The organism is Methanosarcina baikalica (assembly GCF_031461075.1).
Lineage (GTDB): Archaea > Halobacteriota > Methanosarcinia > Methanosarcinales > Methanosarcinaceae > Methanosarcina > Methanosarcina baikalica.
This window is the reverse complement of sequence record NZ_JAVKPK010000015.1, coordinates 37,170-62,900: the sequence shown is the minus strand read 5'-3', so window position 1 is coordinate 62,900 and position 25,731 is coordinate 37,170. Positions and strand designations below refer to the sequence as shown.

The following is a 25,731-nucleotide window of genomic DNA, read 5'->3' as shown; positions in this document are numbered from 1 at the left end:
AAGAATTGTATTAAGAGTTGGGGAAGGTTTTGCTTTATCAGAACTTAATGCTTCTACCATTTATTTGCCTCCAATAGATTTGAAACATACTTTGATATTCTGCCTTTAGGTATTTTTACATAACAAAAAGTTATTGATCAATAACTAATTGATATTTATAAAGACTTATGTTTTCTGGTATGAAGTTCATAGGACTTTTCTGAATTTCATTGCTCAATATAGCAATCTTTCCCTCTAAAATGTTACTATCTAATGCATAAGCAAGTGATCCATATTCAAATATTGATCCAGGAGAACAGCAGGTTAAAAATTAGGCTGCTTCCGGAAAAATACGGAAAATAATAAGCATGGTGGAAATTTTAGAAAAATCCGGATCACATACTGACTATTTTTCAAGTATATAATAAGTGATAAAACAAAAACAGAAAATATATCTGTGAAGATGTTGTGATGTTTTTAGAGTTTTGAAGAATTTTTCACAAAGAGGTACTGAAATTATGGATTTTATAGACCAAATCAAAGTATTAGCTACGAAAATTCCAAAGTTATCTGAAAGTATAAAAACTGAAGAGGGCGCAAAAAATGCTCTTGTCATGCCTCTTTTAAACATATTGGGATACAATGTTTTTGATCCTACTGAAGTTGTTCCTGAATTTACAACTGATTACGGCACAAAAAAAGGTGAAAAAGTCGATTACGCTATTATTCAAGATGGGAAACCAATAATATTAATAGAGTGCAAAAATATTGATGCTGACTTGGATAAAGAGCATGCATCTCAATTATTTAGATATTTTACTGTGAGTGAAGCAAAAATCGGAATTCTGACAAATGGGATTATATATCGTTTTTATACAGATATTGATGCTCCAAATAAAATGGATGATAAATCGTTTTTGGAGATAAATTTACTGGATATTAAAGAGCCTTTGATAAATGAATTAAAACGATTTAAGAAAGAATCTTTTAATATTGATGATTTAGCGACTATAGCATGTGAGTTGAAATATACTAAAGAAATAAAGCTAATTCTTGCTAACGAAATAAATTCTCCTTCTGAAGAATTTGTTAAATTTTTTGCTAAAAAAGTGAATGAAGGGCCTTTTACACAAAGCGTCCGTGAAAAGTTTACTATTATTACAAAAACGCTCTCAATCAATTTATAAATGACAGGATCAACGACAGATTGAAGTTTGCTATGTCTGATACAATTACTTCTACTTCAAATATAAGTGATAGTAGCGAAAATTTAGCCTCTGATTCTGTAAGTATCAATTCAGATGAAACAATTACAACTGAAGACGAAATTGAAGGATTTCATATTGTAAAATCGATTCTTCGAGAAAACATTGATCTAAAAAGGATTGTTATTAGGGATAAAAAATCATACTGTGGTATACTGTTAGATAACAATAACAGAAAGCCAATTTGCCGTATGTACTTCAACACCAAGCAAAAATATATAGGGTTATTTACTGAAGATAAAAATGAAGAGAAAGTTCCCATAGAAGATTTGAACTGTATATATAGCTATGCAGATAAACTGAAAAGTACAGTTGGTAATTATGAGAACGAAAAGCAACAAATAGAAGGTACAAATTAAATTAATATATAAGAAAAAGGATACAGAGTTGATCAGAATTTACAGAACTTTCGAGACACTACCATTCTTGGAATTTTTTCTATCACTCGGTAACAAAAAAATCTGTATGGCCTCTTCAGAATATTATTTTCTATATTCCTTAAAAACAAATACAAAATAAAAATAATAAAAATTATTGTATATACTATGGGGATTCCCAATTCTGTAAAACTCTTGATCACTAATGTGGGAGAAATATTATTTCTTCAATTTTTTATAAAACAAATAAATAATATACACAAGTGTAATAAAAATTATGCAAAGTACTAGCATTATGAAATACCCGAAGGGTATTCCAAATACACTAGCAGTACTTGAAGATATTATGTGGCTCATACTGTTAAAATGTTTTAAATAGTTATAAAATTTTGTGAACGTCAAATTATTTTTTGCAAAATATTTTTAAAAGATAAAACTTGCGTGATCGTGATGTCGCTGTGACCTGAAGGCCGGTAGATCATAGGTATCCATTTTGCGCGGAGACTTTTATTGCAAGCTTTTTTATTTAGGCAGCAAAGAAAAGCACTTTTTGTAGTGTATGTTTCAATATTTGTCTGGATAGCGACATTTTAGCCTAAAATGTAGCTGATTTTTCAATTTAACTGCGTAAGTTCTTGTCTACTTGCAGCTATTGCCCCAAATAATAATGCTATAAAAATCGAATCGCAGAATGTTGAGAATGTTAAAGTTTTTGTTTTTGAAAAATATAGAATTGCTGCTGCAAGTGTTATTATAAATACGATAACTCCTAACATTACATTCATCTCATATCAATAGGTTGAACATATAAATGAACATTTTCTATGAGGCTTTTTTCTCTAGCATTGATAACGTTTATCCCTAAAATATTGTCATTTTTCTGGTTTTAAGGCTCTTGTTTCCTGCAGTTTTTCATACCTGCAAAATTGATTATAGCAACCATTTATTATTTCGTTGCTATGGGTTTAAGCATGGGAAATGGTCTTGTTACCAGGCGAAACGTTACTAGACAGAATAAAAGTTCTCACAGTTGAAGAATATGACAAATTTATACAGGCAATTACCGAATCAAAGAGGGCCATCTTTGAGATGAATTCAATAACGGGATTAAGGTATGTGGAGCTACAAAGGCTCTATGATAACCCTACTTAGTACTTCAGGCTTCTTTTATCGCACGTATAATTTTTTCGATGTATTCGGGCTTCACATCCGAAGGTCTGGTTTTTTCGATTCCGAGATCCGTAACCATCATATAGACATCTGCTTTTAGCCCTGCTTCATCGAGCTTTTTTGTAGCACAGCGGTCCGTACAGCCGTCAAGGGTTAGAATTCTGAAACCTTCTGATACGGCATCCTCAACCACATCAACTCCTTTGTGAGCAGCTGAAGCCCTGTACATATCCGGCCTCCTGAAAGCAAGAGCTGACGCTGCCAGCATAGTAAGTTTTCCCGTATTCGAAAGGCCAGAACAGGCAAAAATAAGGGTATTTCTCCTTTTTCCGGAAGCTTTTCCCGTATCACTCATACTGCTGGGCAGAGACTCTCTGTTTTCTGTTCCGGAAGATCTCATTGATATTACCACCTGTAATGAGAAAATTATTTCAAAAAAGATTGAAATCGAAACTACGTGAGAACTGATATAATTTCCGGTATTATCGCCAGCTAACCATCCTCATTTCCCCGCCCCAAAAATGTAAAAATAAAGGAAGCGATCAGCCCAGCTTAAGTTCGGTTATTTCAACATTAAGATTTGCAATCTCCAGGACGGCAACAGTCGCTTTTCCGGAAAGCACACCTGAGCATTCCCCGGGATTTATCACAGGGATCCCCTTTATGACTTTGACCCCCGGATTATGAGTATGGCCCCGGATTACAACATCAAAGTCCCCGGATCTGGCAAGGGCTCTGACCAGCGCCTCATCTGTCCCGTGCAGAAGAGCAATATGCAAACCGTCAATCGTCAGGTCTCCAAAATCCCCGCAAGAAGTAGCTCCGATTTCTTCAAACCATCTTGTAAGTGTTATTTTGTCTCCGTCATTGTTTCCGAATACAAAGTAAAGTTTTGACTTCAATTCCTTAAAAGCTCTGGCAGTGAAGGGAGAGACGATATCTCCTGCGTGCAGCACTGCTTTTACATCATTATTGTTAAAAAACTCCACAGCTTTCCGGATAGCGTTCAGGTTGTCATGTGAGTCCGAAATAATTCCGATCAAGTGATCCCACCTCTTATGAAGATTAGATTTCCCGCATTTAACATATATGCGGGTTTACTAAAAAGGAATTCGCTAAAGCAGGTTTGTTACAGCTTTGTATAAAATTAAAATTTTGTAAAATCGAATTATAATATTAAAAATTTACAATTGATATCTTATAACTAAAACTTTTAAACTTGAGCCATTTTTCCACCAGTATTGTGGAAATGGATTCGGGGTAATTGTAAAGCCAGAAAACAGTACCTTAAAAATACCTCTTAAGGAAACAGCTACGTTTAAATATGGGTTGCTGGTATTATCAAGAGAACCTTTGAGGAATACCCCAGGAATACTCAAGGAATCCAGAGAGAATGTCTATAAGGGAATTTCTTAAGAATTTAAGTGGCAAGTTTAAATAGCGATTTTAAGCAGGAAATTAAAAATGAAAGCTATAACTCTCCTGAGCAGCGGGCTTGATTCGGTTGCAGCGCTTGCAATTGCAGCGGAAAGTGTTGATATCCAGATGGCAATTACCTTTGATTACGGGCAGAGGGCCGGAGAGAAGGAAATTGAATACTCCCGAAAAGTGTGTGAATATTTCGGAATAGAACACAGGATTATTAAGCTGGACTGGCTTTCGGGAATAACCTCCACTTCTCTCGTTAACAGGGATATAGAAGTCCCGTCCTTATCTTTTGAAGATATTGATGAAACAGCCCCTGCAGAAATTACGGACGCTTCAGCAAAGGCTGTCTGGGTGCCTAACAGGAATGGGGTAATGCTCAATATTGCAGGAAGCTTTGCCGAAAGCAGGGGATGTGCTTACCTCGTAGTGGGTTTTAACGGAGAAGAGGCCGGAACTTTCCCAGACAATTCCCTGGCCTACGTGCAGGCAATGGATAAAGCTTTTTTCTACTCTACCCAGAACGGGGTAAAAATAATGGCTCCTCTGATCGAACTTGGAAAAACCGAAATAGTCAGAAGAGCCCTCAAAGCAAAAGCTCCTCTCGAGTACAGCTGGAGCTGCTATCACGGAGGGGAAATTCCCTGCGGAAAGTGCGAAAGCTGTTTGCGCAGGGCACGTGCATTTAAAAATGAAGGTATAAAAGATCCTCTCCTGGAAAGATTGCGGATCTGAGCCGTAAAAACCTGAATCTAACTCAAATAAAGTACATTACATGAAGAATTTTACATAAAGAATTACAGAAAAAATTACAGAAAAAATTATAGAGAGAATTCCATGAAGTGCATTGTCTTACCTGAGAAATTTGATTATGACGGGAGCCAGATTTCCTCTCTCTGGGCCTATAACAGTTTTGGAGTGCAGGAAGATTCGATTGTAGTCTTCAGAGGTGCCTGTGACGTAAAAATAGAGCACATGATAGACCTTGAAGACAGACGAGCAAACGAATCAATCTGGTCCGAAGATATGGTAAGTTTTATCATTGAACATTTCGACTCCGTTGACTTGAAACTGGTCTATGCGCGGCAGCGTCTTTTTACTGCCATTGTAAGAGAATACCTTGCCGGGATCGGTGTGGAGACGACCAGACAGGGAGATGATCTTTTCCTGAAAGGAAAAAAACTGACAGTATCGATTGCCAGCGCCTCTGCGGTTTCTCAGAAGATCCACTTTGGCATTAATGTTTCTCATGACGTATACGGAAATATGAAAGAAGCAGGGATAGGAGAAGACAAACAGGTTGTAGGCTTCATGCAGGCAATAGGAGAAGCGTATGTCTGTGAGTTTGAGGATATAGAAAAAGACCTGAGAAAGTCCAGGCCTCTGGGAGTTGTGTAATGTCAGCTTCGGACCATACGTTTGCCCCTATAAAAGAGGTTTTCTGCTCTGTTCAGGGAGAAGGCCCGTATGTTGGCACAAGGCAGGCTTTTGTCCGTTTTTCAGGCTGCAACCTCAGTTGCAACTACTGTGACACTGACTTTGCAAACCCTGGAACATGTGATTATGAACAGGTGGAAGGAAGTGGCAGCTTTGAGAAAAGCCCCAACCCCGTAAGTACGGAGGAGCTGGAAGCTATGCTGCAGCCTTTCGAAAAGCTCCATTCAGTATCCCTGACAGGAGGAGAACCTCTCTTGCATGCGAATTTCATAGAAAAGCTGAATTTATCCTCACCTCTTTACCTGGAATCCAATATGACCCTGCCTGAGCATGCCAGAAAACTGAGTGGAAAGGTCACTTACGTTTCAGGGGATTTTAAACTCCCCGAAGCTATTCGGAGTATCTGCCCTGAAACCCGGGAAGCACATGTGGAAAATACAATAGAATGCTTCAGGCTCCTGAGAAAAAATAGCTCAAGAGACTGCTTTTGCAAGATCGTTATAAACAGGGATACAAAATCAGAAACAGTAAATCTGGCCGTAGAGGCTATAGCGGCTTATGTGTCCTGTGTAATTCTCCAGCCTGAGACGCCAATCGGCAGTGAGGTAAGGAATACGAAATTTACACAGGCATCGGTGCAGAACATTCTGAAACTTCAGAAAAACCTGCTTGAAATGATAGATACACGGATCATTCCCCAGACCCACAGGATGTGGGGTTGCTTATAACCGAAATTAGGGAGAATGAAAAGAGCATTAAAATAAGAAAGGGATGCTTGACTGAAATGGGGTGCATCAAATGGCAAAAATGAGATTGGGAGTTATTGATTATATCGACAGTGCCCATTACCTCCCAGGGCACGGAAAATGCGGAAGAATACACGGCCATACGTATAAAATCGAGGTCGTGGTAGAAGGAGAGGTCAGAGAAAATGGGATGGTAATCGACTTTTACGACCTGAAGAAGGGAATCAAGGAAACCCTTCAGGAATACGACCATATTCTGTTAAACGAAATTATAGAATTCCCCAGTTCCGAATACCTCTGCCAGCATATCCACTCCCATCTTCTGGAAAGGTTTGGCTTTCTTCTTAAGGTGAGGGTCTGGGAAGGGGAAGGTAAATGGTGCGAAATGGATAATTTCTCAGAATGAAAAAATTTAACAATTCTTATCATTCCTTTCACTATCTTACTCCGGATAATACCAGGTTTAACCGGGCTCCCGGTAATAAATTCAATCTGGCTATCTCCGTTTCTCCGGATGGAAGAAGAAACTCGATAGTAAGTTTAAAAAAATTCACTGGAAAGCCTGTTATATACCGTGTTGAGATTTTATATAATTAGAGAATTTTAACAACTGGTGTTTTTAGACTTGAAATCGCAGGAATCCCGCGAAGATATCTTAAACATAATTTAGGATTCCGAAGAGATTCCACAATGTATATCAAGGGGCTGGATTATAGTTTGCGTTAGACATCCAAAAACCCCTTTATACTGAGATCCTGCTGTACTTTTAAACTCCAAACGGAGGGGAACACATTTGCCAGAAGAAGAAAATCCTATAAATGAGACAGATAACGGCCCTGCATTTGACGAGGAACTCCTGAGAAAGATTGCAGAGCACCCCTGTTATGACAAGAAGGCCCAGCACAAATACGGGAGAGTTCACCTGGCCGTGGCTCCGAAATGTAATATCCAGTGCAACTTTTGTGTCAGGGAATTTGATTGTGTTAACGAGAGCCGTCCAGGGGTTACGAGTAAGGTCCTGGCTCCGCAGGAAGCCCTTGAAAAGACAAGGCAGATCCTGGCAGACTATCCTTTCATCAAAGTCGTTGCAATTGCAGGCCCAGGCGATCCTCTGGCTAACGAGGCAACCTTTGAGACCTTTGAGCTGATAAGAAAAGAGTTTCCTGAAATCACGCTCTGCATGAGCACAAATGGGCTCTTGCTTACCGAAAAATTGCAGGACATGCTCCGTGTTGGAGTTTCTACATTAACGGTAACAGTAAATGCAATAGACCCCGAAATTCAGGCAAAAATAGTGGACCATATAGTATATCACGGGAAGGTTTACAGGGGAATCGAAGCCGCACAAATCCAGATCAAGAACCAGCTCGACGGCATCAAAGCGGCTGTTGATGCAGGCGTGGTTGTCAAGGTTAACACCGTGCTAATTCCTGGGATCAATGATAAACACGTAGTCGAGATTGCTCGAAAACTCAATGAACTCGGGGTTTATATAATGAATGTTATGCCCCTGATTAACCAGGGGGCTTTTGCAGACATTGAGCCACCTACAGCAGAAGAGAGAAAAGTTGTCCAGGAAGCGTGCGAACCCTATGTTATGCAGATGCGCCACTGCAGGCAGTGCAGAGCTGATGCCTACGGACTTCTTGCTCAGGACATGTCACAGATGAGTGAAGAGCGCAGAAAGGTCATAAAAATCGAGACAAAAGAGGATATGGAAAAAGCAAGAAAAGTTCTTGAGGAAAACGGGAAAGAAAAAGCTTGAGAAAAAATACGAATTTCTAAATTAAATCTCAAATCAGTAATTTTTAGCCCTGGAATTGAAAAAAGTTATAAAATCAGAGATCTAGAAAGGCGGAGTCAGAATACTCCGCTTCTCAGACCGATTTTAAAAACGTTACTCGATAGTGATTGCATTGTTCGGGCAGGCATCTTCACATGCGCCGCAATCGAGGCATTCACTTTCATCTACAACTGCAATATCTTCATCACTGAGGGAAATTGCAGCTGCGGGGCATTCGTCTACACAGCTTCCACAGCCTGTACAGGAATCGGCATCAATTTTTGCTACCATGTTTTTCACCCATAATTTTATCAGTAAGAGATTTTCATATATTTGAAATCATATTAGGTTGGCATAATAGGATAGAATAATTTAATAAAAAGCTGTCGCTTCTTTTCTGCAGAACAAAGAAAAAAGAGATAAAGGATAAACTGGATAAGTACTCACCAAAATATCTCAGGATTCTTTTAACAAAGGAAAAAAGGACAGGTATATTCAGAAGCCATGTTTGTAATTCGGTGTTGATTATTAATTCGATACTGGCACCATGGTTTGGGCATTCTCTTATGATTGATCTATCATCTGTTTTCGTAATTTATTGTGAGTTCATCGATAGTTTACTACCAATGTTGTTTGTATTACTGATATACTCGTATCAATTAAAAAAACAAAAGGAAGCCTGACATTGAATCTGGAAGAGCTTGCAGAAAGGATAAAAAACTTCGAAGGGGTTACCCGAAAAAAACAGATTGAGGACATTGTTTCGATTTTCGAAGCCGTCCGCCCTGAGTATCAGAATGCAATCGTCGATTTCGGAGACGATGCGGCAGTTATCGATATAGGAGGAGACGATGTCATCCTCTTTGCAGCGGATGGAATATGGGGAAGGCTGCTGGATGCCAGCTCCTGGTGGGCGGGCTACGGAGCTGTAGTCGCTAACGTAAATGATATCGCAGCAATGGGTGGAAAGCCTCTTGCTATGGTAGATATAGCCTCTTCAAACTCCGAGACAGCCTGCAGGGAACTCATGGAAGGCCTTGCTGAAGGGGTCAGGAAATTCGGAGTCCCGGTCGTAGGAGGGCATGTCCATCCTGATACACAGTATAATTCCATATCAGTTGCCATTATCGGGATAGTTAAAAGGGACTGTGTAATCCGGAGCGACACGGCAAACCCGGGAGACCTCGTTATTGCAGCTTACGACATGGACGGAAAAATAGGGCCAAATTCCCCTTATAGCTGGGACACAACATCCTTTAAAGAACCGGCAGCAATCAGGGAAACCTACCTTGTAACCCAGGAAATAGGAAAGAGAAAACTTGCCACTGCAGGCAAAGACATAAGCAACCCTGGACTTATAGGGACGCTTGGAATGCTCTGCGAAACAAGCGGCGTTGGCGCGTCAGTGGATTTAGAAAAAGTCCCTAAACCTGAGAATGTAGATTTCGAACAGTGGCTGAAAGTGCACCCCGGAACAGGCTATGTTTTTACAGCAGATCCGGAAAAAGCAGAAGAATGCGTAAATGTATTTGAAAGTGCAGGGCTTACAGCTGTGATTATCGGAAAAATAGAGAGTGGCTTAAAACTCGATATTTATGATAAAACAGGTAGAGTAACCGTATTTGATTTCTCAAAGGAAAGTATTACAGGCATCGGTTCCGAATAACCGGGACCCTCCTGCCTGCTGGCCTTTACCTGTTTTTAGATCTCTTAAAAAGTTGCTATTCGAGTTCTATTTTTCAATCAGGGTAGTTGATGTTCTTCCGGCCATTTGCCTAGAACTTAATAGGATTACTTGTTTTCTATCCAGGCCTGCATTTCTTCGTAGAGGAACTTTTCAGCAGCCTGAACATTCTCAAGAGAGCCACGCAGAGCCAGAAGTTCTCTTTCTTCACTGTTTGCTACGCTCACAAACATTTTCCGGGTTACAGGTTCAAGACCAAATTCTTCAACAATATCATAAATAATGGACAAAACCGTGCCTGGGGGAATTATCAGGTCATACAGTTCTTCGCGTTCCAGATCGCCGTATACTTTTTTGTCTTTTTCAAGCTGCTTTGCGGCAATTAATTCTTCCAGATTTAGTATTTTGTGCATCCTGAGGTCACCGTCTTCCTATTTTTCGATTTATCAGCTTCTAATCTTTCAGACCAGAAGCACATCAAAGTCAAATAAAGCGGGTAAGTTTTTGTATGCGCATCGTTAAAGCAATAGATCAGGGAGATTAAAGTAAATAGTCGATATGTTAAGTACTTAACCTACTCAAATATATTAAATGAATAGTCAGAATATTAAGTAATTAACTAGTCAAATATGTTAAATAAATAATCAGAATATTAAGTACTTAACTAGTCAAATATGTTAAATAAATAATCATAATGTTAAGTATTTAACCAGATATCTTTTTTGAACTCAGGTTAAATTAATAACCAGTGTTAAATATGAGCAGAACTGAACTATTAGAAGATATACCCTGAAATTGTATCCTTTCCGTGATTAATCGGAGGTACAGAATTAAGGAAAAGATTCTAAGCAGATCGATTCTAGCAAACTTTATCTGAGATGAAAATTTCTTATAAGAGGATACCAATGCAATTGTATAAATTAAAACGCGGTTTTAAGCCTGATATTGACAGGATTTACTCGGTAATGGAGGAGTGTTTTCCCGGAGAAATCTCCAGAAACGGAGAATCCCTTGAGACGTCCTACGGAGCTATGTCAAATATAAAGGTCCGGATCGAGAATAAAATGCTTTATGTGGACACGGTTTCCGACAAAGCCGTAAAAGATGACGAAACTGTCCTGCAGACCAATAAGGCCTTCCGGGATTTCCTTTACAAGGCTACCGGATACACTGCAAAAGAGCGCTTAAAAAATGCCAAAAAAGAAGTCGGAGAGGAGTAAAACTCCTGACGACTCATTCCTGTTTTAATGCTTCCATTACCTAACCCTACCTTGAGGTATCTTTTTGAGCATAGATTTTCTGGAAAAACTGAAGAGCTTTGAGATCCCTACCTGCCTTCGGGTCTGCTGCGGTACCGACGGTTCAGTAACCTTTCTCCTGGAGATAATGACCCGAAAACCGGTAAGTGTAATAACCGAGTCCCAGTACACAGTTAAAGCCGACAAAGAAATGGCTACCTTTCTGGGAGTAGAAGAAGGCAGTGAGATAAATAACAGAGTCGTCCGGCTTTCTGCAGGGGGTACGGTCTTTGTCCATGCAAGGTCCCTATCACCACTTGAACGCATGCCTGAAACCATGAAAGAACAGCTTATGCGTGCGGATATTCCTATAGGCCGGATTCTGCGCAGCCACAACCTCGAGACCAGGCGCGACATGGGCGAACTCGAAGTGCTAGAAGGGGAACCTACTTTCGACGGCATACCTGTCCTTTCTCGTTCCTACAAAATAGTTCATAACAACCACATCCTCATGTGGATTAATGAGCGCTTCCCGATAGATGAACGCTGGAATTTATAACGAAGAACGAAAAATGTATAATAAGCTTTAAATATACAGATTTTTTTGAAGCCAATCCCTCAATTTATTTGAGATATATTTGGATATCTTCAGACAGTAAGAGGATATTTTCCCCTATCTTCTGCTGTCAGTCGAAACCTTTATATCTCTGCTGTGATATTTTGGGGATGCTCTTTGAGCAGTAGTGCCTTGGTGGCTTAGGGGTATAGCGCGTCCTTGGTAAGGACGAGGTCGCGGGTTCAAATCCCGCCCGAGGCTCTTTTTACTTATTTTTGTTTTTCATTATATCCTAACTTCCGCAGCTTTCTGATTTCATTATGCTTGTATAACACGTTCTCTTGATCATCACGGGACCGTTTCTGGAATTTATGATGAACTTGAAAATAGAAAAGTGGTTGGCGAAGTGCTGTCCAAACTTGGGCAGCACAAGTTAGTTCATTCTATTGTAGTAAAAGCAATGCTTCTCAATTGTTTTGGTTTCACTAATTGTCCTGGTTTCACTAACAGTCACTTTTACACGTATTTTCAGTACCTTAAAAGTCTTCCAATTGAAAGACTTTCAGGCTTGTAGGCGCAGGGGTTGCAAAACTCAGAGAAAAAGACGAGAGGCAAACTCTAATTGCAGATTTTCCATAAATAAAGTGTTCTCAAAGCAATTGCAAACGTATTATAACTCAGTAATTTTAAGCGTACTCTCTCGACAACGACGTATAATTCATCGCCAGAGTGAATAAAAATAATTTGATGCTAATTCTGATATGGTGATGGTATGCCGGAAATGGTTATTGATAAAGCCAAAACAGCCCTTGTAGTCATAGACTTACAGAAGGGAATGGCTGCACAGCCGACAAAGCCCTATCCTGCACAGGACGTTATAAAAAATGTCTCGAAGCTCCTAAACATATTTCGGAAAAACGGTATGCTCGTGTTCCTTGTGCATATCATACCAACAAAAGAGACAATGCTCAATGTCTTAAGCGACGAGTCCTCCTCGAGTTCCTCAGTCCCGTCTCCAGACTGGTATGAATTTGTGCCTGAAATTTCCCCGACTTCAACGGATGTCATTATCGTCAAAAGGCAGTGGGGGGCATTTTATGGAACCGACCTGGAACTCCAGCTACGGCGACGTGGAATGAACACGATCGTACTCTGTGGAATTTAAACCGACGTTGGTGTCGAGAGTACAGCACGTTTTGCCTATGAGTATGGTTTTCAACAGATTTTTGCCGAAGATGCCATGACCTCCAGGTCTGAGGAACAACACAACGCCGCAGTGAACTTCATATTCAAAAGAATAGGCCGGGTACGGAAAACGGATGAGATCCTCAAAGTTCTCCAATAAGGGCTAATACCAGCGTTGCTTAAACCAGACGCAAAGTAGTTAACTTATTTTTCAGGAGAGAAATCTGAAAATCAGTATCCTGAGGACTAAGCTTCTAACAGGATTTGTTATTTCTCCGATATACAAGGAGCTCACCCCAAAACTCAAAATCAAGTCTCTAACTCCTGTATTCAGAATTATCAATCGAGTTTAAGATTATGGAAAAAATAGTTATGAAACGTTAATGATTTTAGAATGAAATCGGTTTTGGGATGAGCTCATAGTGAAATGTGAATATATAATAAATATAGTCTTCAAAAAAGGATATAATTAATAAACACTGTCTAAATTTTTGAAGAAACATAAGTAATTAATTCTATCCTTTTTTGGATCACTGTTTTACTAATTGGGTAACTAATTCTGCAAGAGATTATCAAAGAGTATATACTCCACTCTTGCAGATTTATGATATTAACATCCCTGTAATTTTCTAAAAAACAGAATTGGCTCCGTGACATCAACTCTATTCTTTAATATATAAGAGCCAATTTTGTTTTACAGTAAAAAATCTGTATCAGACGGAAAAACCTCTGGTGCGCAATACAGCTGGTCTTGTCTGCTTATTTTGGAAGCCTCCATATCTCCAATCTACCAGTTTTTATATTAAGTTGACCAGAGCATCCCAAAACAAGATTCAAGACCTGTAGTCGCACCATGCTTCTTTTGCGTCTCTGCAGGACAGATTAAAAATTCGAACAGTTCTCACCTAAAAATAGACCGCAATAAAAGTGGCTCAGTAATTCTCAAGCACGGAGCCGACAATGTTTTTGTAACTCTCTTTAAGGGAATAGACGTTGTGATCCCCGGTGACATTTATGCTAAGGATCCCGAGCCTTGTGTTCATAAGCCCAACCATAGCTGACACTCCCCGGTAGCTTACCTCGAAATTTCCTTTATCCAGGTAATCGTAAACTTCACCGGTGGTGAACTTGTCTCCGGTCAGGAAGAGGTTGAGCACAACCTTGCGTATCCCGTTTTCATCCCTGCCGAGATACTTTATTAATCTCGCTCTTACCCTTTCTTCCGCAGTTTGCAGTATCGGACACCTCAGTTAATGATAATTGAATTATATTGATCCAGTACTATATTACTCACTATTCTTCTACTTTATAAAAATATGCGACCTCCAAGTAGGGGCGCTAAGAAACGAATACCCTATATCCTTATCGTTTATATATTTTAGGATTGCCTTTTTGAATTATTTATATAAAGTATAAATTTAATGCTCATACAAGAATTTCAGCATGCTGTCAACAGTGACGAATAATCAAGGTTTTATCTGGATTTTCAGCGGATTTGAATTTTTCAATCTCACTACTTAGAAAAGTTCGAGGATTGTGAACCATGTTGAAAAAGGGGGAATTATTTATATGAGATTTAAGTTCACAAAACTTGAGCATAAACGACAATGCATATAACAGGGAAAAACGGGAATGCCACCATTAGGTGTACTCCACTAATTCCAGAGTCTTTTTCCTACCTCTCTCAAGACCCAGGTAAGGGGCAGGAAAGCCGTCAACTTTCCCTATAAAGGTAATAAGTTAAGTTAAAAATATATATTAACTTATAAATTCCTATTTTATAGGAGAATAAAAGGTGTATCTAACCGCGAAAGTTAAAACATATCCAACAAAAGAACAAACAGATGTTCTCTGGAAACTTTCAGATAAATGCAAATTCCTCTAAAATTTTGCTCTAGCTGAAAAGAAAGATGCATGGAAAAAATAGGACAAAAATGGGTCTGTAGATCAAGCAAACCAACTTCCTGAACTTAAAAAGAAATATCCTCAATACAGATAGTTTACTCAAAAGTCCTGCAATCTATTCTAAAAAACTTGATGCAAATTATAAGTCTTTCTGAATCCTTTTCAAATTTGATAAGATTTCAATCACAGGAGAAATATAATAGTTGTTTCATTCATCGATAAACAGTTGGATGAAAGAATCTGTGAGAAGAAAGAGAACGAACTACAGCTCAATAAACAGCCTATTATTACGGATTCATCTTATACGTTTCAGAAAAAAATTGTGAATGCAAAAATATTTACATAACAATTGTTTAGAAGCAATTTATGGAACCATGGCTACATCATTTTCAAAATAGCCAGGCGAAATGTAAAAACATTGGTGGGGTTGTATGGCGCCAACAGATATGATAATATTTTTCCTTGAGATCGCTGTGATGCTTTCTATGGCGCTTATATGCGGTCAGGTGATGAGTAAGCTTCGCTTTCCGGCGGTATTCGGAGAACTCTTTGGAGGTATCATTCTCGGCCCGACGGTCTGGGGATGGCTTAGTCCCGACACCTATAACTGGATATTTCCAGAAACAGGCGCAATTTTTCAGGGAAGGGATGCTCTCATCCAGATTTGCATGCTTTTCTTTTTATTCGCCGCAGGCCTGGAAATGAATCTGAGCATCATTAAGAAAAGAGGCACTAATATAGCTTGGGCCAGCTTAATGGGCATAACGATACCATTTATATTGGGTTTCGGGACGGTTATTCTATTCCCGGACCTGTGGAAAGAACACTTCCACGGCCGGATATTAATTTTCTCGATGTTCATGGGTACTGCACTGTCAATATCGGCCCTTCCTGTCATTGCGAGAACTCTCATGGACCTGGACTTGATGAAAACGGATATGGGAATGATCATTACCGGCGCCGCAACAGTCGACGACCTCGTAGGATGGGCTTTATTCGCTTTTGTATTGAGCAATTTCGCTCACGAGAGCTTTATTAATATTCCACCTTACATGACTTTAATTCTGTTGTTTTTGCTATTTGGTTTCATGCTTACGATAGGCAGGTTCCTGGCGCAGAGAGCTCAAAAATGGTTCAAATCATATCTACCCTGGCCTGGAGCGTTTCTCGGAATAACGACGGTCCTTATATTGTTGGCTGCGGCTTTTTCTGAAGTGATCGGGATACATTCCGTTTTTGGCGCTTTTTTGGTGGGCCTGGCATTTTCCCAGAACCTGGAGAAACGCGACGATGCGCATGAGATGATCTATCAATTCGTCATGTATTTTTTCGCTCCTCTCTACTTTGTCTCAATTGGGCTGCGGGCAAATTTTGTGGCATCCTTTGACCTGACCCTGGTGCTGACAGTCCTTATCATTGCATGTATAGGTAAGATATTTGGTGTGACGCTTGGCTTGATGATTAGTAAGATGCACTGGAAGCAATCTATTACCATAGGTTTTGCTATGAACGCACGGGGTGCTATGGAGATGATACTGGCTACCGTCGCCCGGGATGCGGGACTCATCGATGACCGCTTATTTGTGGCTTTGATTATCATGGCACTGGTTACATCTTTTATAAGCGGTCCGATAATCAGCCGGTTAAGCGGTATCAATCTTTCCGAATTCTGAAACACTATCAAATCTTTTCAGAATCAGAATGTATCAGTTTCAATTCTTGTATTGCGGATCTTGCCTCTTTTAGTAGCTTCTGGATTTTGAAGGTTTACAAGGCATCAATAACTTTTTACCTTTATTGATTACGAAAACTAACATATCGTTTTCTTCCTTGTGGAGTTATCCTTGTGGAGTTATATGTATCCGAATTGTGGAATCAATTTGGGAATTCGACTTCCTCTAGATCTGATATAGAAAGGTTTAACGATGCAACCACTATTCTTACCTTTAAGAATTGTTTAATTTTGTATATTTAGAGCTTGAAGTTAAAACGGCATTTAAAGGTAACTATGTATTCTTTCCCATTGGCTGCCAACTTTGTTTCCTCCAATTGGTGATCTGGTTAAGGAGGGCTCTGTTACAGGCTCGATGCTTTAGCATGGAATCATTAACTATCGTTATTATGTAGCTTTATGCAGCCAGAGCGATAGAGATAATAAGTACAGCAAAGTAAAATTACAGTAAAATGGATATATAAAAGATGCAAACGTATTTGATTTATATGTAAAAGTAGTATCATGACTTAAGGGGCATAAGACGTAGTTATTAGGCGGATACGATGCAAAGTAATGATCTTATTAAAGAGCAGGTATTACAATTAAAAATAGAAATCGCGCAGTTAGAAGTAGAGGCCAATAAACTAGAGACTATGATAAGTGAAAAAAAATATGCTTTGAGTAGATTATGTGAACTTTTAGAAATACGGGGAGTTTCTTTAAACGATGATGGGTGAATGTATTTAAATCGGGTCCTCAAAAAATGATTACTTTTTAAGAGTTAGTAAGCCTTATTTCGTAGATTAGATGTGGCGCTAGTGCTTTCCCAACAAAAACAGATGATAAAAAATATATTTTTCATTACAGAAAGAAAATATCCTTAATTTCCACTTTAAAGCATTTTTGGCCTTCATTTTCAACAATTTATTTTGTAAAACGGAAAAAGGAGCTGTTGCCCTAATTACAAAAAAAATATGATTTGTCCAAAAAGAAATCTCTACTCTTGCCCAAATATTATTTTTAAAGTTTAATCGAGTTTATTTTCCTCGAAATTGGATTTTAAAAGTGAACTTTTATTCAGGGAATTCTGGTTATAGATCTATTACCTAAAATAAGCATTCATAATTCTCAGTTTACACTCTGACTTTGGAAGACCCTATATTTAAAGTAATTTCGATTCTTGTTCTAGTAATTCTTGCTCGCGGGTCATCTGTATAAGTCTCTCTTCACGTTTTTTATATATCAATCTTTTTTAGTGGTTCTTGCCCAGGAACCTTTTAAATTATTTGAGGATTTTTTAGGCAGTCATCAATAGACCTGTTTCAAAGAATATCGTGTGGATTATCTATTTTTGACACAGAAACTAAGGGATTCTCATTTGTTTCTAAGAGATTCTCATTTGCTTCAAATTTTGTAAATATATAAGGAGGGAATAACTTATGATGGAGATTACTTTATAGAAAAAGATATAAAGTTTAATAGAAGCGAGATGAGAAAATGAAACCCTCTATTTTGCTATGTACTGTTTTTGTACTGTGGTGTATGTGCTCGGGAGGAGCAGCAGCCGCGCAGATTACAACAGTTAACCCACATATAGGAAATACATACGAAGTGGGAGCAGATGGACAAAAAATTTCCTTAATAAATTATAAAAATGCTTCTGATCCTACATATACAAAGCTTGTAGAGTTTATTAAGGCAGACAAAACCGATGAACGCCTGTATAGTTCAAAATATATGTGCTCCGACTTCGCGGAAACAGTACACAATAATGCGGAAGCAACAGGAATAAAAGCAGCATGGGCATCAATAGACTTCAAAAAGGGCATTGGTCATGCCTGCAACGCTTTCAATACAACAGACAAAGGATTGGTTTTTATTGATTGCACAGGCTCTCCGCGCAAATCGGCAGGCTGGGATACGACAGTCAAACTGACTGTTGGAAAAAAGTATAAACCGAATTCATTATATCCCCCGATCTATACATATAGCGACATGGGAACTGTGAGAAAATATTGTATTTACTGGTAAAAACCCAGATCAGGAGATTTAAAATAAAATAAGTACGGAATAAGGTTTATAATCATTTTGATGGATCTTGTTTTCGAATGAAGTGGCCTTTCCGGCGCGTTTATTTTGTCACTTTCGATATCAAAAGAATCATTCAGGATCAGAGACGTAGCCGAAATAAAAAAAAGTTTAGAAACCCTAATACAATTTCTGTTATGGTAGGGAGTTTGCCTAATGCCAATAATTCCCTTAATATCACGCACACTCCTGCAGTAAATGACAGTTCAAAACGGAATAAGCGAAACAGCCCTACAATTCTTGTTCTAAACATAACAGTATTTCCTCTCAAAATTTACTCAATATTTGCAGCCCAACTATTGAGTATACGGAGTGTTTCAATCCTTGTTTTAGTAGATCTTGTTTACGAATAGGGGGTTAAAGGAAAGATATGATTAAAGAAATATAAATATTAAAATAGATGTAAACTTTATTTATTTTTTTGTATGAAACCCTTTAACATTTTATTAATCAGCACACTGCTTCTATTCCTTATGGCAGGATACGCTTCGGCTTCCTTTACGACGGTACATCCACATGAAGGAAGGACCTACTGGACTGGTGCGGATGGTCAGTATATTTCTTTGATAAATAACAATGCTGCAAAGAATCCTACTTATGCACAGGTTATAGCATTCATAAAAAAAGATAAAACCGATCAAAGAAAATATGTATCTGAAAAATATACCTGCGGTGACTTTGCAGAAACTGTACACAATAATGCAGAAAAAGCGGGATATAAAGCGGGTTGGGTTCCTGTATATGGGATAAACCACGTCTGCAACGCATTTGATACAACTGATAAAGGAAAAGTGTATATTGATTGCACCGGTTCAAATGGTGAAAAAGGTATCTGGGACACATCAGTAAAAGTAGCAAACGGAAAAACGTATCAGAGAGTTTCTTTGTTTAATACGAAAGTCCATATTTTCCCGAGTGGTACTGTTAAAAAGTATATAATTTATTGGTGAGGAGGTTAAAACCTTCTCAAAATTACTATCCTGTGATTTCTGACACCGGTCAAAAACAACCAGTTCTGTGTATTCATATCTCCCAGCCTCTTCGATTTGAAGAATCAGCCCACAGTTAACCGGTTTCAATCACTTTAAGGGCTGATTTTAACTCTTAGCCGGTTTTAAAGCCTTGAGTAAGGACCAAGTTTCAATCCCTATAAGGGCTCTTATTTGAACAAAGGGCCCATAAAGTCCCAGAAGTTCGGTAATCTTCCCGGTGTGTCCTGACTGTTACGTTTCCGTTTTTTCGTTTTTATATATTATGGATGGAGGAAAAAAACAACGACCATTACTCCATATGTCCCAAGAAGCTGTAATCCTTCAAACCAGTTGCTTTCTCCATCTTCAGTGATGGAATTTACCACAAGTACGGAAAGGATTATGGCCGCAAGTTCGAAATTATTAAAAATCAAACTCATCGGGGCTCCAAGGAACAAGCTTGTAAATACCAGGACCGGTACGACGAACATGGCTATCTGAGTTGCTGAGCCGATGGCAATCTGAAGGGAAAGGTCCATTCTTCCTTTCATAGCGAGGGTAATAGCCGAAACATGCTCCGCGGCGTTTCCGATAATTGCCACAAAAATTACTCCGATGAACAGTTCTGTCCAGCCGAGACTTTCAACAAGCGATTCTATGGAGCCGACCAGAATTTCACTCATAAATGCAACTGAAATGGTTGAGGCGAGAAGAATCGCAACAGATTTTTTGATGCTCCATTTGGCATGGTATTCTGCCATGTCTTCGGTGTACAAATGCTTATGAGTGTAAAGCGAGAAAAGCAGACTCGCAAGATATGATAAAGCCATAACAACAGCAACCGCAAGGCTCAGGTTCTCGACCGTCGCGGGTGAAGGACTGTTTGAGGTAAGAACAAAAACGGCCGGCATGACAAGAGCAGCAATTGCAAGAAGAAGAGTGGAGCCGCTTGCCTTGGCTGCTGTTGCATTGAATTTCTGTTTTTCTTTTCGGAGGCCTCCGAAGAAAAATGCCATGCCTAAAATCAGAAGAAGGTTTCCGATAATAGAGCCTGTAATGGACGCCTTAACCATTTCGGAAAGTCCTGCCTGCAGGGCGAAGATACTAATGATTAATTCCGTTGCATTTCCGAAAGTGGCGTTTAACAGTCCCCCCAGCGCTGAACCGGTATACGCCGACAGTTCCTCCGTGGATTCGCCAATAAATTTCGCAAGCGGAATGATCGCAAATGAGGATAAAATAAAAATTCCGATCGGTGAAATATTAATAAATTCGGCAACAAGCGTGAGCGGTACAAAGATCAGAAGGACTTTGAAGATTTTTTCCAGTATGCTTGTATTTGTCATTTTTAACGAACCTCTTCTGTCACTTGACAGAAAGCGAAATAGACGGGGACAGGAACCAGAGGGGCTTCTTATAAAATGGGGTCACGAAGAAAAGTGTGTGAAAGCCTGTAGTGTCTGTTTGTATGGTGGAAGTAAAATGGTATTAACTGCTGAGTAAATGGCTCTTCCGAGAAATAAAACATAGATTTCAGGGAGAGCTTATTATTTGAGGTATAGTTTTTATTTAATAATAATGTTTCCAATATTGTCCCGGACCCCGAACAGTCAATGTTTCAATCCCTCTAAGGTCTGATTTTAACCGGCTCTTGTTGTGTATTATACTTGGACACACTGACACTTCAATCCTTGTTTTAGTGGATCTTACTCGCGAATAATGAAAAGCAGTTTAAACAGTTGGAACAGTCTTTGTTTCAATCCTTGTTTTAGTGGATCTTGCTCGCGAATTCCTGAATTTTTGGAAGATTGTTATAAAGGCCATTGCGAACAGTGCGAACACAATGACAAACTTTTTGGAGAAATCTGTAACTACAGGACTATCCACTTTGGCTTAACTTAAAAAAAATGATTTAAGTGGTGGTAGTTATACACTTCCGCCACAATCACGTACTGCATCGTTTAATTTTCCGACTATAATCGCACAAGGTAGAACGAATGGCTTATCTGTAACAGCGAGTGTAAGAGTTGTCGTTCCATCCCATAAGAAGTGGCCTTTCACTCCATATCCTTCAATTTCTCCTTCATTTCCTGAAGGTACATTTATACCTACTTTTCCAAGCATTGCTTTCAAATTATTGAATACAGTTGGTGTAATTCCTTTATACGTTATTGGTTCACATTCACTCATATTTTCCCCTCCTTAAATTATAAACGTCATTTATAATGTTTTTTTAATATTTATAAATAACTAGTGATAAAAAAGATTAAAAGTTTCAATCCTTGTTTTAGTGGATCTTGCTCGCGAATCAGCTTTCGCCCCCCTCAAAAACTTGACCATTTTATAGGTTTCAATCCTTGTTTTAGTGGATCTTGCTCGCGAATGTCCTCCGATTCTTTCTTGTTTACCAACGTCATTAGTTTCAATCCTTGTTTTAGTGGATCTTGCTCGCGAATTGTACCATTGGCAACATCCGCAGAGAACGTCCGAGGTTTCAATCCTTGTTTTAGTGGATCTTGCTCGCGAATGTGGTCATAAATTTGAGAATATTCCAACAAATATTGTTTCAATCCTTGTTTTAGTGGATCTTGCTCGCGAATATCGACATACGTAATATGCCCACACCGTAGACATTGTTTCAATCCTTGTTTTAGTGGATCTTGCTCGCGAATCACTGTTGCACAGATCGCTTGTCAAACTACATGTATTGTTTCAATCCTTGTTTTAGTGGATCTTGCTCGCGAATTTCCCACGTTAAATTGAAATTAGGAGTCCATTCTTGTTTCAATCCTTGTTTTAGTGGATCTTGCTCGCGAATACTTTCCCCCGCATTAGTGAATACCTCAACATTAAGTTTCAATCCTTGTTTTAGTGGATCTTGCTCGCGAATCCGGTCGTCACTTCAGAGCCAGATGAAAAATATAAGTTTCAATCCTTGTTTTAGTGGATCTTGCTCGCGAATTATGAAACTGAACTGTTGGGCTTCCCGAATACAAAGCGTTTCAATCCTTGTTTTAGTGGATCTTGCTCGCGAATAATGACTAATCGCCCTTCAAGAGATCAAAATTTCTTAGTTTCAATCCTTGTTTTAGTGGATCTTGCTCGCGAATGGTAAACCTGGCAATCACGACACGAAGGACGACTTAGTTTCAATCCTTGTTTTAGTGGATCTTGCTCGCGAATAAAACGATGAATTAATAACCCATCCCAAAACTACATGTTTCAATCCTTGTTTTAGTGGATCTTGCTCGCGAATCTGTGTTTGCATGTGTGTATTTTGCACGGCCCAACATGGTTTCAATCCTTGTTTTAGTGGATCTTGCTCGCGAATGTGATTTTTGGAACTGCCATTACTGCCAGAACCGTAGTTTCAATCCTTGTTTTAGTGGATCTTGCTCGCGAATAGGTTCAAAGTGAGATGCCCGTCTTCCACGTATGTCGGTTTCAATCCTTGTTTTAGTGGATCTTGCTCGCGAATGTCATTTGCAGACTACGCCTTGTGTTTAGAGGAGTTTCAATCCTTGTTTTAGTGGATCTTGCTCGCGAATAACCTGGATAATTAGGGTTATCTCCTGGTTCGGGGTTTCAATCCTTGTTTTAGTGGATCTTGCTCGCGAATATGAAATCGAAGCGATTAAGGAGAGTAACTTTAGGATGTTTCAATCCTTGTTTTAGTGGATCTTGCTCGCGAATTACTTCCCAGTCATCTCCATATTCATTGTTTTGTTGTTTCAATCCTTGTTTTAGTGGATCTTGCTCGCGAATGCTTTTTCAACAAGGAGAAGTCCCCCTGTAGCTGCGTTTCAATCCTTGTTTTAGTGGATCTTGCTCGCGAATTTGAAAATATACAGAGATCAGCATGGAAATTATGGTTTCAATCCTTGTTTTAGTGGATCTTGCTCGCGAATTGACTCACGCTTTAACACTCCTCGAAAATTCATACGTTTCAATCCTTGTTTTAGTGGATCTTGCTCGCGAATAATTTGTCAAGTTGACCGATTACCCCGACACCATCAAGTTTCAATCCTTGTTTTAGTGGATCTTGCTCGCGAATTCATTAGTGTTAAATTTAGTAAGGATATTTTGAAGATGTTTCAATCCTTGTTTTAGTGGATCTTGCTCGCGAATTCGGGGGTAAAAATCCTTTTGTCGTACTTCCAAATTCAGTTTCAATCCTTGTTTTAGTGGATCTTGCTCGCGAATCACATACTATTTTTCCCACACATTAGATCAATTTATGTTTCAATCCTTGTTTTAGTGGATCTTGCTCGCGAATCTGCTCTGCCTAACCCTGCTCCGTAAACATCATGTTTCAATCCTTGTTTTAGTGGATCTTGCTCGCGAATCTTGAGAGGGTGCCTGATATCATTATGCAGATATGTTTCAATCCTTGTTTTAGTGGATCTTGCTCGCGAATTTAGTTTTCTCTTCATCTACGTGAAAACGTTCTAAGTTTCAATCCTTGTTTTAGTGGATCTTGCTCGCGAATAATAACATGGAACTTCCAGAATTACTCTCCAAATTGTTTCAATCCTTGTTTTAGTGGATCTTGCTCGCGAATCGATGGCCTGAATGTATGCCGAAATATCAACGTTGTTTCAATCCTTGTTTTAGTGGATCTTGCTCGCGAATCTGACAAACCGAGCGCGTAGTCGATTCTGTCCGTATTGTTTCAATCCTTGTTTTAGTGGATCTTGCTCGCGAATTATCGCCTGTATAAAGTTGTGCCGACTGTGAATGTTTCAATCCTTGTTTTAGTGGATCTTGCTCGCGAATTCACAGGTCTATGTTAGTGTGTGCTGCTTATATTGGTGTTTCAATCCTTGTTTTAGTGGATCTTGCTCGCGAATGTTGGGCAGAATATCCAGTTCGTGATAGGTACATAGTTTCAATCCTTGTTTTAGTGGATCTTGCTCGCGAATGTAAAGCAACGTAAAATAAAGTTAAACCAATTGTTGTTTCAATCCTTGTTTTAGTGGATCTTGCTCGCGAATAGTCTCAATCAACCATGAAAATAACCACGATTGGGTGTTTCAATCCTTGTTTTAGTGGATCTTGCTCGCGAATATGACGGCGGTGAGCTAAATGGTATCTGGAACACTGTTTCAATCCTTGTTTTAGTGGATCTTGCTCGCGAATCGATCGCCCGGAGATAGGTCAACATGTTAATTCCGGGTTTCAATCCTTGTTTTAGTGGATCTTGCTCGCGAATCGAAGTTACATTTAATGAGAGCACTGGATTCAGCATCAAAGAAGTTTCAATCCTTGTTTTAGTGGATCTTGCTCGCGAATTTTCTTTAAATTTGTCCTCTGTTGAGAATTCCAAATGTTTCAATCCTTGTTTTAGTGGATCTTGCTCGCGAATATCTTCTCTAATATCTTCCCCGCCGTCATTATACAAGGTTTCAATCCTTGTTTTAGTGGATCTTGCTCGCGAATCTCTTGTTCTTCGTCTTCAGCGGCTTGTATACTATGTTTCAATCCTTGTTTTAGTGGATCTTGCTCGCGAATTTTATTACCTGCTTTTCTCCTGTTTGTTTTGCAGTCTGTTTCAATCCTTGTTTTAGTGGATCTTGCTCGCGAATATCTCGTGGAAGTATGAATATGAATTAACCGTAAGTTTCAATCCTTGTTTTAGTGGATCTTGCTCGCGAATAATAATTTCATAACTAAATCATGTTCTCCTATTCTGTTTCAATCCTTGTTTTAGTGGATCTTGCTCGCGAATTCAGTATTGATATTATCATCAGGATAGACAGTATGTTTCAATCCTTGTTTTAGTGGATCTTGCTCGCGAATATAAGCCTGCAAGCCTGAGAGAAAAGCCTTAATTTTTGTTTCAATCCTTGTTTTAGTGGATCTTGCTCGCGAATTTTAAATGGTCAAGTGTCCGTATTAATCCGTTTTCGTTTCAATCCTTGTTTTAGTGGATCTTGCTCGCGAATCACGAAGCAGGACATTATTTAACCGCGAAACTGTTGTTTCAATCCTTGTTTTAGTGGATCTTGCTCGCGAATAACGTGACGAGAAGCTTATTCGAGATTACAACGAAAGTTTCAATCCTTGTTTTAGTGGATCTTGCTCGCGAATTTATGGCTACTTTTCCCCCAGGAATAACAATTGATGTTTCAATCCTTGTTTTAGTGGATCTTGCTCGCGAATTTGGTAATAATGTGGTATCTCTCAACTATGAAGGATTTTCGTTTCA

At 39.0% G+C, this 25,731-nt stretch carries 22 protein-coding genes, 1 tRNA gene, 2 pseudogenes and 1 CRISPR repeat array (1 of these 26 cut by a window edge); of the genes and pseudogenes, 17 read left to right on the top strand and 8 right to left on the bottom strand.

The features are described 5' to 3' along the window. The first annotated feature begins 497 nt into the window (after positions 1–497). Positions 498–1,166 (top strand): type I restriction endonuclease, encoded by a 669-nt coding sequence (locus RG963_RS05400; protein ID WP_310575253.1) that lies wholly within the window; start codon positions 498–500, stop codon positions 1,164–1,166. A 32-nt stretch (positions 1,167–1,198) separates the two neighbouring features. Then, positions 1,199–1,603, top strand: coding sequence for a hypothetical protein (locus tag RG963_RS05395; protein ID WP_310575252.1), 405 nt, complete (start codon positions 1,199–1,201; stop codon positions 1,601–1,603). A 632-nt stretch (positions 1,604–2,235) separates the two neighbouring features. Here RG963_RS05395 and RG963_RS05390 read toward each other — a convergent pair. The 3 genes from RG963_RS05390 to RG963_RS05380 all read right to left on the bottom strand — a co-directional run bounded on the left by RG963_RS05390 (position 2,236) and on the right by RG963_RS05380 (position 3,834). Then, positions 2,236–2,397 carry a hypothetical protein gene (locus RG963_RS05390; RefSeq protein WP_310575251.1) on the bottom strand — a complete coding sequence of 54 codons (162 nt, stop codon included), beginning with the start codon at positions 2,395–2,397 and terminating at the stop codon, positions 2,236–2,238. A gap of 380 nt (positions 2,398–2,777) precedes the next feature. After that, positions 2,778–3,191, bottom strand: a complete 414-nt coding sequence (locus RG963_RS05385) for a putative zinc-binding protein (RefSeq protein WP_310575250.1) — start codon at positions 3,189–3,191, stop codon at positions 2,778–2,780. Positions 3,192–3,333: 142 nt separating this feature from the next. Further along, on the bottom strand, positions 3,334–3,834 hold the full coding sequence (locus RG963_RS05380; protein WP_310575249.1) for a metallophosphoesterase: 501 nt from the start codon (positions 3,832–3,834) through the stop codon (positions 3,334–3,336). 421 nt (positions 3,835–4,255) lie between these two features. Between RG963_RS05380 and queC the strand changes: the two genes are divergently transcribed. The 5 genes from queC to nifB all read left to right on the top strand — a co-directional run bounded on the left by queC (position 4,256) and on the right by nifB (position 8,164). Next, positions 4,256–4,951, top strand: coding sequence for a 7-cyano-7-deazaguanine synthase QueC (gene queC, locus RG963_RS05375; RefSeq protein ID WP_310575248.1), 696 nt, complete (start codon positions 4,256–4,258; stop codon positions 4,949–4,951). A gap of 102 nt (positions 4,952–5,053) precedes the next feature. Then, the gene (locus tag RG963_RS05370; RefSeq protein WP_310575247.1) at positions 5,054–5,614 is read left to right on the top strand and encodes a DUF366 family protein; all 561 of its coding nucleotides are present in this window, start codon (positions 5,054–5,056) and stop codon (positions 5,612–5,614) included. After that, the gene (locus tag RG963_RS05365; protein ID WP_310575246.1) at positions 5,614–6,381 is read left to right on the top strand and encodes a 7-carboxy-7-deazaguanine synthase QueE; all 768 of its coding nucleotides are present in this window, start codon (positions 5,614–5,616) and stop codon (positions 6,379–6,381) included. Before RG963_RS05370 ends, RG963_RS05365 begins: the two co-directional genes overlap by 1 nt. A gap of 70 nt (positions 6,382–6,451) precedes the next feature. Further along, positions 6,452–6,805 carry a 6-carboxytetrahydropterin synthase QueD gene (gene queD / locus RG963_RS05360; RefSeq protein WP_310575245.1) on the top strand — a complete coding sequence of 118 codons (354 nt, stop codon included), beginning with the start codon at positions 6,452–6,454 and terminating at the stop codon, positions 6,803–6,805. 387 nt (positions 6,806–7,192) lie between these two features. Beyond that, positions 7,193–8,164: a nitrogenase cofactor biosynthesis protein NifB gene (gene nifB / locus RG963_RS05355; RefSeq protein ID WP_310575244.1), complete on the top strand. Its 972-nt coding sequence runs from the start codon at positions 7,193–7,195 to the stop codon at positions 8,162–8,164. Positions 8,165–8,296: 132 nt separating this feature from the next. Here the strand turns inward: nifB and RG963_RS05350 are convergent, their stop codons facing one another. Beyond that, positions 8,297–8,473: a 4Fe-4S binding protein gene (locus tag RG963_RS05350; RefSeq protein WP_310575243.1), complete on the bottom strand. Its 177-nt coding sequence runs from the start codon at positions 8,471–8,473 to the stop codon at positions 8,297–8,299. A gap of 394 nt (positions 8,474–8,867) precedes the next feature. Here RG963_RS05350 and RG963_RS05345 point away from each other — a divergent pair, with 394 nt between their 5' ends. Beyond that, entirely contained in the window at positions 8,868–9,848 is a 981-nt protein-coding gene (locus RG963_RS05345; protein ID WP_310575242.1) for a methanogenesis marker 2 protein, read from the top strand. 125 nt (positions 9,849–9,973) lie between these two features. On the opposite strand, the gene RG963_RS05340 is transcribed toward RG963_RS05345, so the two are convergent. Next, positions 9,974–10,279 (bottom strand): hypothetical protein, encoded by a 306-nt coding sequence (locus tag RG963_RS05340; protein ID WP_310575241.1) that lies wholly within the window; start codon positions 10,277–10,279, stop codon positions 9,974–9,976. Positions 10,280–10,771: 492 nt separating this feature from the next. Here RG963_RS05340 and RG963_RS05335 point away from each other — a divergent pair, with 492 nt between their 5' ends. The 5 genes and pseudogenes from RG963_RS05335 (at position 10,772) to RG963_RS05315 (ending at position 13,005) form a co-directional block, all read left to right on the top strand. After that, on the top strand, positions 10,772–11,086 hold the full coding sequence (locus tag RG963_RS05335; RefSeq protein WP_310575240.1) for a DUF5611 family protein: 315 nt from the start codon (positions 10,772–10,774) through the stop codon (positions 11,084–11,086). A gap of 64 nt (positions 11,087–11,150) precedes the next feature. Continuing rightward, entirely contained in the window at positions 11,151–11,663 is a 513-nt protein-coding gene (locus tag RG963_RS05330) for a chorismate--pyruvate lyase family protein (RefSeq protein WP_310575239.1), read from the top strand. A 186-nt stretch (positions 11,664–11,849) separates the two neighbouring features. Further along, positions 11,850–11,921 (top strand) — tRNA-Thr (locus RG963_RS05325). 67 nt (positions 11,922–11,988) lie between these two features. Further along, positions 11,989–12,228, top strand: a pseudogene (locus RG963_RS05320) (DUF4277 domain-containing protein); the annotation flags it as partial. A 204-nt stretch (positions 12,229–12,432) separates the two neighbouring features. After that, positions 12,433–13,005: pseudogene (locus tag RG963_RS05315) on the top strand (hydrolase). Between the two features lie 772 nt (positions 13,006–13,777). Here RG963_RS05315 and RG963_RS05310 read toward each other — a convergent pair. Beyond that, a complete protein-coding gene (locus RG963_RS05310; RefSeq protein ID WP_310575254.1) occupies positions 13,778–14,083 on the bottom strand; it encodes a DUF2551 domain-containing protein in 306 nt (101 codons plus the stop codon). A gap of 1,098 nt (positions 14,084–15,181) precedes the next feature. Here RG963_RS05310 and RG963_RS05305 point away from each other — a divergent pair. From RG963_RS05305 to RG963_RS05290, 4 genes are all read left to right on the top strand, one after another. Beyond that, positions 15,182–16,423 (top strand): cation:proton antiporter, encoded by a 1,242-nt coding sequence (locus RG963_RS05305; RefSeq protein WP_310575238.1) that lies wholly within the window; start codon positions 15,182–15,184, stop codon positions 16,421–16,423. A 604-nt stretch (positions 16,424–17,027) separates the two neighbouring features. Then, positions 17,028–17,201, top strand: coding sequence for a hypothetical protein (locus RG963_RS05300; protein ID WP_310575237.1), 174 nt, complete (start codon positions 17,028–17,030; stop codon positions 17,199–17,201). A 760-nt stretch (positions 17,202–17,961) separates the two neighbouring features. Next, positions 17,962–18,495, top strand: a complete 534-nt coding sequence (locus tag RG963_RS05295; RefSeq protein WP_310575236.1) for a hypothetical protein — start codon at positions 17,962–17,964, stop codon at positions 18,493–18,495. A gap of 620 nt (positions 18,496–19,115) precedes the next feature. After that, a complete protein-coding gene (locus RG963_RS05290) occupies positions 19,116–19,502 on the top strand; it encodes a hypothetical protein (protein ID WP_310575235.1) in 387 nt (128 codons plus the stop codon). Between the two features lie 302 nt (positions 19,503–19,804). Here the strand turns inward: RG963_RS05290 and cax are convergent, their stop codons facing one another. Next, positions 19,805–20,869 (bottom strand): calcium/proton exchanger, encoded by a 1,065-nt coding sequence (cax, locus tag RG963_RS05285; protein ID WP_310575234.1) that lies wholly within the window; start codon positions 20,867–20,869, stop codon positions 19,805–19,807. Positions 20,870–21,449: 580 nt separating this feature from the next. After that, positions 21,450–21,713 carry a hypothetical protein gene (locus RG963_RS05280; protein ID WP_310575233.1) on the bottom strand — a complete coding sequence of 88 codons (264 nt, stop codon included), beginning with the start codon at positions 21,711–21,713 and terminating at the stop codon, positions 21,450–21,452. An 81-nt stretch (positions 21,714–21,794) separates the two neighbouring features. Beyond that, positions 21,795–25,731: a CRISPR direct-repeat array (repeat unit 37 nt; unit sequence GTTTCAATCCTTGTTTTAGTGGATCTTGCTCGCGAAT) (it continues 248 nt past the right edge of the window).